Origin of the sequence: Streptomyces sp. NPDC024017, from assembly GCF_040638895.1 — a bacterium.
Classification (GTDB): Bacteria; Actinomycetota; Actinomycetes; order Streptomycetales; family Streptomycetaceae; genus Streptomyces.
Genome location: NZ_JBEZYZ010000006.1, coordinates 35741 through 48532, shown reverse-complemented (window position 1 = coordinate 48532; position 12792 = coordinate 35741). Strand labels below are relative to the sequence as shown.

At 71.5% G+C, this 12792-nt stretch carries 13 protein-coding genes; 4 read left to right on the top strand and 9 right to left on the bottom strand.

Features of this window, described 5'->3' with window-relative positions; all coding sequences use genetic code 11:
- Nucleotides 1-175: 175 nt before the first annotated feature.
- The 6 genes from AB0G20_RS17255 to AB0G20_RS17230 form a co-directional block, all read right to left on the bottom strand.
- The gene (locus AB0G20_RS17255) at nt 176-1858 is read right to left on the bottom strand and encodes a DoxX family membrane protein (RefSeq protein ID WP_361302588.1); all 1683 of its coding nucleotides are present in this window, start codon (nt 1856-1858) and stop codon (nt 176-178) included.
- Between the two features lie 128 nt (nt 1859-1986).
- A complete protein-coding gene (gene rlmB, locus AB0G20_RS17250; protein ID WP_361302585.1) occupies nt 1987-2928 on the bottom strand; it encodes a 23S rRNA (guanosine(2251)-2'-O)-methyltransferase RlmB in 942 nt (313 codons plus the stop codon).
- 131 nt (nt 2929-3059) lie between these two features.
- A complete protein-coding gene (gene cysS, locus AB0G20_RS17245; protein WP_361302582.1) occupies nt 3060-4454 on the bottom strand; it encodes a cysteine--tRNA ligase in 1395 nt (464 codons plus the stop codon).
- A gap of 99 nt (nt 4455-4553) precedes the next feature.
- On the bottom strand, nt 4554-5075 hold the full coding sequence (gene ispF, locus AB0G20_RS17240; protein ID WP_361302579.1) for a 2-C-methyl-D-erythritol 2,4-cyclodiphosphate synthase: 522 nt from the start codon (nt 5073-5075) through the stop codon (nt 4554-4556).
- On the bottom strand, nt 5065-5829 hold the full coding sequence (gene ispD, locus AB0G20_RS17235) for a 2-C-methyl-D-erythritol 4-phosphate cytidylyltransferase (RefSeq protein ID WP_361302576.1): 765 nt from the start codon (nt 5827-5829) through the stop codon (nt 5065-5067). The genes ispF and ispD overlap by 11 nt, the downstream gene beginning before the upstream one ends.
- A gap of 287 nt (nt 5830-6116) precedes the next feature.
- The gene (locus AB0G20_RS17230) at nt 6117-6599 is read right to left on the bottom strand and encodes a CarD family transcriptional regulator (protein WP_003953493.1); all 483 of its coding nucleotides are present in this window, start codon (nt 6597-6599) and stop codon (nt 6117-6119) included.
- A 580-nt stretch (nt 6600-7179) separates the two neighbouring features.
- On the opposite strand from AB0G20_RS17230, the gene AB0G20_RS17225 reads away from it, so the two are divergent.
- Nucleotides 7180-7869, top strand: a complete 690-nt coding sequence (locus tag AB0G20_RS17225) for a DUF461 domain-containing protein (protein ID WP_361302573.1) — start codon at nt 7180-7182, stop codon at nt 7867-7869.
- A 75-nt stretch (nt 7870-7944) separates the two neighbouring features.
- Here the strand turns inward: AB0G20_RS17225 and AB0G20_RS17220 are convergent, their stop codons facing one another.
- Nucleotides 7945-8625 (bottom strand): response regulator transcription factor, encoded by a 681-nt coding sequence (locus tag AB0G20_RS17220; RefSeq protein ID WP_030243122.1) that lies wholly within the window; start codon nt 8623-8625, stop codon nt 7945-7947.
- Entirely contained in the window at nt 8622-9914 is a 1293-nt protein-coding gene (locus AB0G20_RS17215; RefSeq protein ID WP_361302570.1) for an ATP-binding protein, read from the bottom strand. The genes AB0G20_RS17220 and AB0G20_RS17215 overlap by 4 nt, the downstream gene beginning before the upstream one ends.
- Before the next feature lie 246 nt (nt 9915-10160).
- Here AB0G20_RS17215 and phoU point away from each other — a divergent pair, with 246 nt between their 5' ends.
- From phoU to AB0G20_RS17200, 3 genes are all read left to right on the top strand, one after another.
- Entirely contained in the window at nt 10161-10862 is a 702-nt protein-coding gene (gene phoU, locus AB0G20_RS17210) for a phosphate signaling complex protein PhoU (protein ID WP_361302567.1), read from the top strand.
- A 144-nt stretch (nt 10863-11006) separates the two neighbouring features.
- Entirely contained in the window at nt 11007-11162 is a 156-nt protein-coding gene (locus tag AB0G20_RS17205; protein WP_167345925.1) for a hypothetical protein, read from the top strand.
- Nucleotides 11163-11374: 212 nt separating this feature from the next.
- Nucleotides 11375-11626, top strand: a complete 252-nt coding sequence (locus AB0G20_RS17200) for an SCO4226 family nickel-binding protein (RefSeq protein ID WP_361302564.1) — start codon at nt 11375-11377, stop codon at nt 11624-11626.
- 18 nt (nt 11627-11644) lie between these two features.
- On the opposite strand, the gene AB0G20_RS17195 is transcribed toward AB0G20_RS17200, so the two are convergent.
- Nucleotides 11645-12790 (bottom strand): DUF6596 domain-containing protein, encoded by a 1146-nt coding sequence (locus tag AB0G20_RS17195; RefSeq protein ID WP_361302561.1) that lies wholly within the window; start codon nt 12788-12790, stop codon nt 11645-11647.
- Nucleotides 12791-12792 lie beyond the last annotated feature (2 nt).

The following is a 12792-nucleotide window of genomic DNA, read 5'->3' as shown; positions in this document are numbered from 1 at the left end:
GGAGCTGATGGCGTTGGGGCACTGAGAGCTCGGCTGGTGGCTTCCGGGCGGCGGCTGACCGCTCGTTGTGGCTTGTCGCGCAGTTCCCCGCGCCCCCTGAAGCCCGTTCCTCCCCCACGCGTGAAAAGGCCCCGCACCTCCCTGGTGCGGGGCCTTCTGCCGTTCGGGTCGGCCGCTAGCCCAGGAGGCCGCCCACCAGGCCCGGGCGGCCGGTGGAGGAGGAGCCGCCGCCGCTGCCCGCACCGCCCGTCGAGCCCGCGCCGCCCGTCGCCGTGCCGCCGGAGGTGGGGCCGGTCGTGGTGCTGGGGGCCTGGTTCTCCGGGGTGGACTGCTGGGGCGGGGCCTGACCCGCGGTGCCCTGGGTCTGGCTGGGGGCGCCGCCGGTGACGGTGCCGGTGTCCCGGGTGGCGTCCGGCCGGGTCGTGGTGCCCGCGCTCGGGCTCGCGGAGCCGGCCGTGGCGCCCTGGGTGGGCGAGGAGGAGGCCGACGGGGTCCGCTTGTCCTGCCGCTTGCCGGGCTCACCCGGGAGCGGGGAGCCGGGCAGCTCGTTGCGCGGGGCCTCGCCGGGGCCCGGGACGACGACCCGGTCGGCGTCGCGGACGGCGCCGCCGAGCAGCGAGCCGACGAGCAGGGTGAGGCCGGTGGCGATGGCGGTGACGAGGGCGCCGCGACGCAGCACGTAGCGGCGCAGGTCCCAGATGTCGGCGCGGGGGCCGAGACGGCGCCAGGCGCTGCCGGCCAGCCGGCCGTCGACGGAGTAGACGGGGGCGCCGGCGATGATCAGCGGGGACCACGCGGCGAGGTAGATGATGTCCGGGGTCTCGTAGGCCGGGACGCTCTTCCAGCTGACCGTGACCAGCAGCGCGGCCGACAGCAGGGCACCCAGACACGCGGCGACGCGCTGCCAGCAGCCCAGCACCGTCAGGACGCCGACGATGACCTGTGCGAAGGCGATGACCAGGCCGGCGCCGACCGGGTGCTCGAGGGCGAACTGGCGCAGCGGCTCGGCGACTTCCCACGGATGCAGGGTGTTGAGCCACTTGACCATGGAGCCGCGCTTGCCGCCTTCGAAGTACACGGGGTCGCACAGCTTGCCCATGCCGGCGTAGACGGAGATGAAGCCGAGGAAGACGCGCAGCGGGAGCAGGACGACGCCGAGGTTCATCCGGCGGCCCGGGTAGTAGGCGTGCCGGGCCGGGTCGTCGCCGTGCCGCTTGGCCCGGCGCCCGGTGTCGTCCGCGTCGGTGGCGGAGTCCTCGAACTCGTCGTCCTCGTAGGCCGGTTCGTCGTAGGCGCTGCCGACGGTGCGCATGGGCGGCAGGAGCCGGGTGCCGTCGGCGGGCTCGTGGGTGCGCTGGGGGCCGACGACGGGGGTCTCGACGGTCTGGGCGAGGTCGTCCTCGTAGCCGCCGCCGTAGCCCGCGCCCTGGTACCCGGGGCTGTCGTAGCCCGGGCCCACGCGGGAGATGACCTGGGTGGCTCCGGTGTCGGAGACGGGCTCGTCGGCGTGGCGGACGCTCTCGTGCCGCACGGCCTGCAGGAGCCGGTGCGCGCCGGTGTCGTCGGGGGCTGATCTGCCGCTCCAGACGACGGGCCGGCGACGGGCGGTGGCCCCGTCCGCCTCGCTCCCCGCGTGGGGGATGCGGGCGGTGTCCTCGGTGGCGGTCAGATGCCGTGCGACCCGGGGGGACTGGACGCGACGCGTCGATACGCCCAACTGCACGCGGAAGCTCGCGTGATTGACGATGACCTGCGCCGGGTCGCTCGGCACCTTCACCATGCTCAGCGCGGGAGCGTCGTCGAGTCCCGACGAGCGGTCCCCCGTGGGTGTGCGGGGTGTTCTGGTGTCCACACTCATCTAACCGAGTGACGTCGGGTTAGGACACTGCTTTGACCCGCCGGATCTGTCCGGACCCCGTCAAGCTTGTCCTCGTCGCCCCAATGACACCGGAATTACCCCGTACGGGTGAAGTTCCGGACGCCTGTTCAGCGGCGTCGGCGAGCCGCCTCGTACAGCACGATCCCCGCCGCCACACCGGCGTTGAGCGACTCGGCGCCGCCCGGCATCGGGATCCGCACCCGGTGGTCGCAGGTCTCCCCGACCAGCCGGGACAGCCCCTTGCCCTCGCTGCCGACGACGATGACGACCGGGCCGTCCAGCGCCGGAAGCTCGCCGACCTCGGACTCGCCGTCGGCGGCCAGGCCGACGACCGTGATGCCGGCCTTCTTGTAGGCCTCCAGGGCCCGCGTGAGGTTGGTGGCGCGGGCGACCGGGGTGCGGGCCGCCGTACCGGCGGACGTCTTCCAGGCACCGGCCGACATACCGGCCGCGCGGCGCTCGGGGACGACCACGCCGTGACCGCCGAAGGCGGAGACGGAGCGGACGACCGCGCCGAGGTTGCGCGGGTCGGTGACGCCGTCGAGGGCGACGATCAGCGGGTCCACACCCTCGTCGTAGGCGGCGGACGCCAGGTCCTCGGGGTGGGCGTACTCGTACGGCGGGACCTGGAGCACCATGCCCTGGTGGTTGAGACCGTTGGTCATCCGGTCCAGCTCGGGACGCGGGGCCTCCATGAGGTTGATCCCGCCGCGCTCGGCGGCGACCTGGAGGGCCTCGCGCACCCGCTCGTCGTTGTCGATGAACTGCTGGACGTAGAGCGTGGACGCCGGGACGCCCCCGCGCAGCGCCTCCAGGACCGGGTTGCGTCCGACGACCAGCTCGGACGTGCCCTTGCCGCCGCGGCCGCGCACCGTGGGCCGGCGCACGGCCTGCTTCGCCTTGGCGTTGGCGACGCGGTTCTTCTTGTGCCCCTTGCGCATCTCGGCGGGCGGGGTGGGGCCCTTGCCTTCCAGGCCCCGGCGCCGCTGGCCGCCACTGCCGACCTGCGCGCCCTTCTTGCCGGACATGCGGCGGTTGTTCGCGGCCATTGAGCTACTCGTCTCCGTGAGGTGATGCGTACGTACGACTGCGTCCGTACGGCTGTGTATGTCTGTTCCGTCTATGCAGTGTGCCGCCCGGAGGCCCGGGCGGCACAGTCGATCAGCCCGTGGGGCTCGTCTCAGCGAGGGCCGAGGCTCCAGCGCGGCCCCTGCGGGCCGTCCTCGATCACCAGGCCGGACTGCCCCAGCTGGTCGCGGATGGCGTCCGCGGTGGGCCAGTCCTTGCGGGCCCGGGCGGCCTCGCGCTGGTCGAGGACCATGCGGACCAGCGAGTCGACCACGCCGTGCAGGTCCTCTCCCCGGTCGCCCTCCCCGGCCCACTGGGGGTCCAGCGGGTCGAGGCCGAGCACGCCGAGCATCGCGCGGACCTCGGCGAGCCGGGCCACGGCGGCTTCCTTGTCGTCGGCGGCCAGCGCGCTGTTGCCCTGCCGGACGGTGGTGTGCACCACGGCGAGCGCCTGCGGCACGCCCAGGTCGTCGTCCATCGCCTCGGCGAAGGCGAGCGGCACCTCGGCGGCGGGCTCGACGGCGCCGGCCTTCTCCACCACGCGCTGCACGAAGCCCTCGATCCGCGCGAACGCCGACTCGGCCTCGCGCAGCGCCTCCTCGCTGTACTCGATCATCGAGCGGTAGTGCGGGGTGCCGAGGTAGTAGCGCAGCACGATGGGGCGCCAGCGCTTGACCATCTCGCTGACCAGGACCGAGTTGCCGAGCGACTTGGACATCTTCTCGCCGCTCATGGTGACCCAGGCGTTGTGCACCCAGTACCGGGCGAACTCGTCGCCGTAGGCCTTGGCCTGGGCGATCTCGTTCTCGTGGTGCGGGAAGACCAGGTCGAGGCCGCCGCCGTGGATGTCGAAGGCGGTCCCGAGGTACTTGTGCGCCATCGCCGAGCACTCCAGGTGCCAGCCGGGACGGCCTCGGCCCCAGGGCGTCTCCCAGTCGGGCTCACCGGGCTTGGTGGCCTTCCACATGGCGAAGTCACGCGGGTCGCGCTTGCCCGAGACGCCCTCGTCGGGCTGGCGCAGGTCGTCGATGTCCTGGTTGGACAGCGCCAGGTACTCGGGGAACGAGCGGACGTCGAAGTAGACGCTGCCGTCCGCGACGTAGGCGTGCCCGCGCTCGATGAGGCCGCGCATCATCTCGATCATCTCGGTGATGTGGCCGGTGGCCCGGGGCTCGTACGTCGGGGGCAGGCAACCGAGGGCGTGGTAGCCGTCGTTGAACGCGCGCTCGTTCTCGTAGCCGATGGCCCACCAGGGGCGGTTCTGGTCGGCCGACTTGGCGATGATCTTGTCGTCGATGTCCGTCACGTTCCGCACGAACGTGACGTCGTAGCCGCGGTACTCGAACCAGCGGCGCATGATGTCGAAGTTCAGCCCGGACCGAATGTGCCCGATGTGCGGGGCGGCCTGCACGGTGGCACCACACAGGTAGATCGAGACGCAACCCGGCTGGAGCGGGGAGAAGTCACGGATCTGCCGGGCGCTGGTGTCGTACAGGCGAATAGTCACCACTCCAGGGTAGTGGGCCCCGGGGTGTGCCTCAGGACCTTCCCCTCGGGGCGCACATATTCGTGACATTGGCAACGGGAACGCCCCGAACGCTTGCTCTCAGGCGGCGCGCACGACCAGCGCGGTGGCCACCGCCATCAGTCCTTCCTCCCGGCCGGGGAAGCCGAGCCCGTCCGTCGTCGCGCCCGACACCGACACCGGGGCTCCGGCCGCCTCCGACAGGAGTTTCTGCGCCTCGTCCCTGCGCTTGCCGATCTTCGGGCGGGGACCCACCACCTGTACGGCGATGTTGCCGATGCGGAAACCGGCCTCGCGCACGATGCGTGCGGCCTCCGTCAGCAGGGTGACTCCGGAGGCGCCCGACCACTCGGGGCGGCCCGTGCCGAAGTGCTGCCCGAGGTCGCCGAGCCCGGCGGCGGAGAAGAGGGCGTTGCAGGCGGCGTGGGCGACGACGTCCGCGTCGGAGTGGCCGGCCAGGCCGGGGCCCTCGCCCTCCCACTTCAGGCCGGCGCACCACAGCTCGCGGCCTTCCTCGAAGGCGTGGATGTCGGTGCCGATGCCCACCTGGGGAAGCGGGATCCCACCCGGCGGCAGCCGGAGATCAGATGCCTCAGAAGCCATCGTTGAGCCTCCTGCGGGCCAGGACCGCCTCCGCGAGGACCAGGTCCAGGGGACGGGTGACCTTGAACGCCTCCTCGTGACCGGGGACGGCCACGACCGTGAGACCGAGCTGCTCGACCATGCCGGCGTCGTCGGTGACGTCGCCGGTCACCGTCTCGTGCGCCCGGACCAGCGTGGCCCGGTCGAAGCCCTGCGGGGTCTGCACCGCCCGCAGCAGGGCGCGCTCCGGCGTGGCGACGACCGGCTCCGGCTCGCCGGGGACCGCGGCCGGCTCGACCTGCTTGACGGTGTCGGCGAGCGGCAGCGCCGGGACCACGGCTGGTGCGCCGTCCCGTACGGCCTCGATCACGGCGTCGACCGTGTCCACCGGCACCAGCGGCCGGGCCGCGTCGTGGACCAGCACGATGTCGTGGCCGGCCGGCAGCGCGTCCAGGCCGAGTTTCACGGACTCCTGGCGACTCTGCCCGCCCGGGACGACGAGGAAGTCCGTCCGCTCGGGCAACGCGTGCGCGTCGAGCAGCGACTTGACCTCGGCGGCACCTTCGGGCGGGGCCACGACGACGACCAGGGAGACGGCGCGGGAGGCGGCCATCGCGCGGACCGCGTGGATCAGCATGGGAGTGCCGCCCAGCGCGCGGAGCGCCTTGGGGGCTCCCGGGCCGAGCCGGACACCACGGCCGGCGGCCGGGATCACGGCCGCCGTACGGGCCGCGGAGAGGCCGGCGGACGGCGAGGGACGCGAATCGTCAGACATCGGTTCCTGTCAGGTTTGTGTGCTGGCCTGGCGTGGGTATGGCCTGGAGGAGTGCCGGGCGCGACGCGCTCGACCGGACCCTTCCGTGACGCTGGTCGAGCCGGCTGCCCGGGCCCGGCACGCCAAACACCGGGGCGTGAGTGATAACACATCCCGGGGGGACGGCGCATCGGCGTCGGATTACGAACATGCCGCAGCGCCCGGCGACAGGAATTCGTCATCGGGCACCGCGGCATTTCGATGTGCAGGCGCGCTGATAAGCAGAGCGCTGAGCGACGGGCTTCGCCTCAGGAGGCGAGAACCTCGTCGAGCAGAGCCTCGGCCTTGTCCTCGTTGGTGTTCTCCGCGAGAGCGAGCTCGCTCACCAGAATCTGGCGGGCCTTGGCGAGCATGCGCTTCTCACCAGCGGAGAGTCCGCGCTCACGCTCACGACGCCACAGGTCACGCACGACTTCCGCGACCTTGATGACGTCACCCGAAGCGAGCTTCTCCAGGTTTGCCTTGTATCGACGGGACCAGTTCGTGGGCTCCTCGGCGTACGGCGCGCGCAGCACCTCGAAGACCCGGTCCAGCCCATCCTGACCGACCACATCACGCACGCCGACGAACTCCGCATTGTCCGCTGGCACACGTACCGTCAGGTCGCCCTGGGCGACCTTCAGCACCAAGTAGGTCTTGTCCACGCCTTTGATCTGGCGAGTTTCGATAGCCTCGATCAGCGCGGCCCCGTGATGGGGATAGACCACGGTGTCGCCAACCTTGAACGTCATGTGACAGGTACCCCTTCCGTGGCTATCCAGGGTAACACGGAAACTGCGGGTTCTGAATGGCGTTTTCGCAGGTCAGGGCATATCTCGGGGCTTGACAACTCCGACAGGAACGTGCTTCGGACAGGGAGTGGAAGAAGGTATTCGCAGGTGGGAGCGGCTCTTCGGGGTGAGCGAAACGCGTACGTTACACGCATCCGGAGCGCCCCCCAGACGGCCGAACATCCCCATATGTCCGGTTCCGTATGATCGACTTCCGCTACTCCGTTCGGAGGGCCGAGCCGGGTTCCGGTCGAATCCGGAATTGATCACGAGGCGCCATGACGAGCCGCCGATGATCAATTCCGAGGTGGTCCGCGCATTCCTTCACGGAAAATTTGCCGCACCGCCCTGGGCTCTTATGTGAATGCCGGACGAGCACCACGCCAATGTGACCCGAGGTCATGTGCGACTCAGGCGGGATCAGCCGTGCCGGGGGGTCGGGTGCGGCCGGACGCGGACGGCTCGGTAACCTAAGGCCCGCTGACAGACACTTAGGGCGGCTTTTCCGGCCGCTCCGCTCGAGTCAAGGAGTTGCCGCCCCGTGAGCAGCAGCCTTCGACGCGGTGCCCTCGCCGCCGCCGTCACCGCGTTCTCGATCGCCTCGCTCGCCGCGTGCGGCGCCGGCAACAACGCCCAGACCCTGGAGATCCAGCCGGACAACGCGGCCACGAGCGTCGGCGACATCAAGGTCCAGAACGCGATCGTGATCACGCAGCCCGACCTCGAGTCGACCGGCCCGGCCGCGATCTCCGCGACCTTCTTCAACTCCGGCAAGAGCGCCGAGACGCTGGAGTCCATCACGCTCCCCGGCACCGGCAAGACCGCCGAGCTCAAGCCCGCCAAGGGCAGCAGCCTCAGCATCCCGCCCGGCGGCTCGCTGATCCTGGGCGGCAAGAACAACGCCACGGCGATGCTGCCGAGCAGCCGTGAGGCCGTGCAGGACGGCAACGCCCAGAAGGTCACCTTCACCTTCAGCAAGACGGGTGCCGTGAGCCTGCGCGCGTTCGTCGTCCCCGCCGAGCACTACTTCGCCGAGTGGGGCCCGTCCGAGGTTCCGGCCGCGCCGGGTGCCTCGTCGTCGCCGTCCGGGTCGCCGTCCGGTTCGCCGTCCGGTTCTCCCGCCGAGGGTGAGTCGGGCGCGCCGGAGAGCCCCGCGGGCGGTGAGACGCCGGGTGGCCACGGGGCGTCCGGCACGCCGACCGACGCGGCCTCGGCGAGCGCCGGGCACTGAGCAGTCGCAGCACGAAGGGCGGGACCTCTCCGAGGAGAGGTCCCGCCCTTCGTGCTGCCGTAGTGCGCGGCCGGTCTACGGCTCGAACTTGTAGCCGAGGCCGCGGACCGTCACCAGGTAGCGCGGGGCGCCCGGGTCCGGCTCGATCTTGGCGCGCAGGCGCTTGACGTGGACGTCGAGGGTCTTGGTGTCACCGACGTAGTCGGCGCCCCAGACCCGGTCGATCAGCTGCATGCGCGTGAGGACGCGGCCGGCGTTGCGCAGCAGCATCTCCAGCAGGTCGAACTCCTTCAGCGGCAGGTCGATCTTGGTGCCGCCGACGGTGACCACGTGCCGGTCGACGTCCATGCGGACCGGGCCGGCCTCCAGGGCCGCCGGCGTGACCTCCTCGGGCTCGCCTCTGCGGCGCAGCACGGCGCGGATGCGGGCGACCAGCTCGCGCGAGGAGAACGGCTTGGTGACGTAGTCGTCGGCTCCTATTTCCAGCCCGACGACCTTGTCGATCTCGCTGTCCTTGGCGGTCACCATGATGACGGGGACGTTGGAACGGCCGCGCAGCTGGCGGCACACCTCGGTGCCCGGCAGGCCGGGCAGCATCAGGTCGAGGAGGACGAGGTCGGCGCCGTTGCGCTCGAACTCGTCCAGTCCGTCGGGCCCGGTGGTCGCGACCGCGACCTCGAAGCCCTCTTTGCGGAGCATGTACGACAGGGCGTCGGAGAAGGACTCCTCGTCCTCGACGACGAGCACACGGGTCACGGAAGGACCTCCGGGGCGGGAAGCGTTTCGTACGCTGCTGATTCGGGGGATGTGGGGGTGGACCGCCCGGCCTCCACGTCGAGGCCCGCGCCTCCTGCGCGTGTCTCTCGGGCGGGCTGCTGATGTGCGCGGTCGCGGGCCGCACCGGCCTCAGGCAGCCGCAGGGTGAAGGTGGAGCCCTGGTTCTCGGCGCTCCACACCGTGACCTCCCCGCCGTGCGAGGCGGCCACGTGCTTCACGATCGCCAGTCCCAGTCCCGTGCCACCGGTGGCACGGGAGCGGGCCGGGTCGACGCGGTAGAAGCGCTCGAAGATGCGCTCCTTGTCCTTGTCGGAGATGCCGATGCCCTGGTCGGTCACGGCGATCTCGATGTGGTCCCCGCCGGGCGCGTTGACGGTGCGGGCCGCTATGCCGACGCGGGTGCGGGCGGGCGAGTAGTTGACCGCGTTCTCGACGAGGTTGCCGAGTGCGGCGGCGAGCTGGCCGCGGTTTCCCCATACGTGCAGGTCGGCGGTGCCACCCGCGGCCATGGTGATCTCTTTGGCGCCGGCCTGGTGCCGGCAGCGGTCGATGGCCTCGGCGACGAGTTCGTCCACGCGGACCGGCTCGGCGTCCTCCAGCGGATCGTCGTTCTGCACCCGCGAGAGGTCGATGAGCTCCTGTACCAGGCTGGTGAGCCGGGTGGCCTCGATCTGCATGCGCCCGGCGAACCGCTCGACCGCCTCGGGGTCCTCGGAGGCGTCCATGACGGCCTCGGAGAGCAGCGAGAGGGCACCGACCGGCGTCTTCAGCTCGTGGCTCACGTTGGCGACGAAGTCGCGCCGGACCGCCTCGATGCGGCGGGCCTCGGTCAGGTCCTCCACGAGCAGCAGCACCAGCCGGGAGCCGAGCGGCGCGACCCGCGCGGAGACGGCCAGGGCCTCTCCGCGTCCGGTGCCGCGCCGTGGCAGGTCCAGCTCGACCTGGCGTATCTCCCCGTCCCGCCGGGTGTCCCGGGCCATCTGCAGCATCGGCTCGACGGCGAGCTTGCCGCCGCGGACCAGGCCGAGGGCGTACGCCGCCGAGCTGGCCTTGACCACGGCGTCCGCCTCGTCGAGAACGACGGCTGACGACCTGAGGACCGACAGGACCGTGTCCACGCCCGGCGGAAGCACCGCGTCCGTGTGCAGGGAGCTACGGGTGGGGCGCTTCTGCTCGCGCTCACTCCAGCGGAACGCGAGCATGGCGATGACACCGGTGAGCACCCCGGTGATCGCTGCCGCTGCGGCGACCGCCGCGTTCACGTCCATGCACCCAGGTTAGGCATGGCTCGGGCACCCTCCACAGCCGTCGGGCTGCGAGCTCGAACACTCGTCGCCCAGAGTTCACCTTGGAGCCAGTATTGGTTCATTTGGGATGACGGAAACGGACGCGTACGGGCCGGAACGTGGGAGCGTGGGGTTCGGACCGTTGGTTGTACGACGGTCGTACCGCCGGTTGTCCGGTGGGCCCCGGCCCTTGGACCCCCGACTGAGACGCACGAGAGGGAAAGCCTGATGCGGGACGCGTACCACGAGGAACTGGACTCGATCGGCGACGGTCTGGTGGAGATGGCCCGGCTGGTCGGGTCGGCGATCGGACGCGCCACGACCGCCATGCTCGACTCCGACCTGAAGCTGGCCGAGAACGTCATCGAGGCCGACCAGCGGGTCGACGAACTCCAGCACGAGCTGGAGGCGAGGGCCATAGCCCTGCTGGCGCGGCAGCAGCCGGTGGCGACGGACCTGCGCATCGTCGTCACGTCGCTGCGGATGTCGGCCGACCTGGAGCGCTCGGGCGACCTCGCCCAGCACGTGGCGAAGCTCGCCCGCCTGCGCTACCCGGACCGCGCGGTCCCGAGCGACCTGCACGCCACCATCCTGGAGATGGGCCAGCTCGCGCAGCGCCTGATGGCGAAGGCCGCAGAGGTGATCGTCACCAAGGACGTCGACCTGGCGCTCCAGCTGGAGCAGGACGACGACGAGATGGACCTGCTGCACCGCACCCTCTTCCAGCACCTGATGGACGACCGCTGGAAGCACGGCATCGAGACGGCCGTGGACGTCACGCTGCTCGGCCGCTACTACGAGCGGTTCGCCGACCACGCGGTGTCGGTCGCCAAGCGCGTGGTGTACCTGGTGACGGGTGAGCACGCGGACGAGCTCCAGGCGGATTCGCAGCCGGAGATCCAGCCGGTTTCGGGGGCGGAGAGCGCCTGACGGGCCGCGTCGGGGGCGGGCGCCCGGCACGGGCCGGGGGCGGCCGGGGATGGGCTGGGGCGCGCGGGCGCCTCAGTGCGCCGTTGATGCGCCCAGCGGAACGGGCATCCAATGGGCACAGGCACCAGCCTCGAGGAGGGACCCATGGCCGAATCCCCCAGCACGACGCCCGACCCCGCCCGGCAGCGTGAGACCGAGCAGCCCGCCGAGATCAGGAGCCTGCCCCTGATCGCCGCGTGCGGCTGCGGCTCGGGGTGCGGCTGCGGGTGCCAGTCGGGCAGCCCCTGCCAGTGCGGCTGACGCCGGCGCATCGTTGTTCGTACGACCTGTGGGGCCTCGGCGGTTCGCCGGGGCCCTACGGCGTGGGAGCCGACGTAGGTCTAGGGGTCTTGGGGTCTTGGGGTCTTGGGGTCTTGGGGTCTTGGAGTCGCCCGTGTGGCCGTACGGGCGGAGCATGAGAGGGAGGCAAGGCGGCGCGGGCAGGCTCCGTGCCGGGAAGGAGGCACGCGGCCATGGCCAAGTTCATGGATGTCCACCGCGGCATGAAGGGCATCACGGAAGAACAGCTGCTCGAAGCCCACAACGCGGACCTCGCGATAGAGAAGGACGAGCAGGTCCACTTCGAAATGGCCTGGGCGGACCCGGAGTCCGGTTACGTCTACTGCCTCTCCGAGGCCCCCTCGGCCGAAGCGGTCCAGCGCATTCACGAGCGTGCCGGACACAAGGCGGACGAGGTGCACCCTGTGCCGTTGTCGGTGAGCTGACCTGTCGCATGCGGCCCGTCAGCGGCGCCGGCCGGCGTTGAGGCGGGCCGCTTGGCGGGTCAGGTAGACGCGTTCGGCGAGGTTGGAGGCCTTGCGGGCCGCCTCGGTGTACAGGCGGGCCGCCGTTTCCTGGGCGCCGTCACGTTCGTGGAGGTATGCCGCCACCGCGGTGTGGCGGGGCAGTGAGTCGTCCAGTGCCGCGAGCGCCGCGAGTCCGGCGCGCGGTCCGTCGGCCTCCCCCACGGCCACCGCGCGGTTGAGCCGGACGACCGGACTGTCGGTCAGGCGGATCAGTTCGTCGTACCACTCGACGATCTGCACCCAGTCGGTCTCCTCGGCGGTGGGCGCATCCGCGTGGAGTGCCGCGATGGCGGCCTGGGCCTGGAACTCGCCCAGCCGGTCGCGGGCGAGGGCCGCCTGCAGGATCCCGACGCCCTCGGCGATCGACGCGGTGTCCCAGCGGCCGCGATCCTGCTCGGCGAGCGGCACCAGGCTGCCGTCGGGCGCGGTCCGGCCGGCGCGCCGGGCGTGGTGGAGCAGCATGAGCGCGAGCAGCCCCGCCACCTCGGGGTGGTCGATCGCGGCCGCGAGCTGCCGGGTGAGCCGGATGGCCTCGGCGGCGAGGTCGACGTCGCCGGAGTAGCCCTCGTTGAAGACCAGGTAGAGGACGCGCAGCACGGTGGCGACGTCGCCGGGCTGGTTGAATCGCACGTCCGAGACGGTGCGCTTGGCGCGGCTGATCCGCTGCGCCATGGTCGCCTCGGGCACGAGGTAGGCCCGGGCGATCTGCCGGGTGGTGAGCCCGCCGACTGCACGCAGCGTGAGCGCGACCGCCGACGACGGTGTCAGCGAGGGGTGGGCGCACAGGAAGTAGAGCTGGAGCGTGTCGTCCACGTCGGGCGGGTGCCCGGGCGCCGGCTCCTCGTCGACGAGGTCCTCACGCCGGCGGCGGGCGGTGTCCGCCCGTGCCTGGTCGAGGAACTTGCGCCAGGCCACGGTGATCAGCCAGCCCTTCGCGTCTCCGGGCGGATTCGCCGGCCAGACGCGGAACGCCTCGATCAGCGCGTCCTGCACGGCGTCCTCGGCCGCCGCGAAGTCGGCTCCGCGGCGGACGAGGATCGTGAGCACGCTCGGCGTGAGACTTCTGATCAGGGCCTCGTCCATCG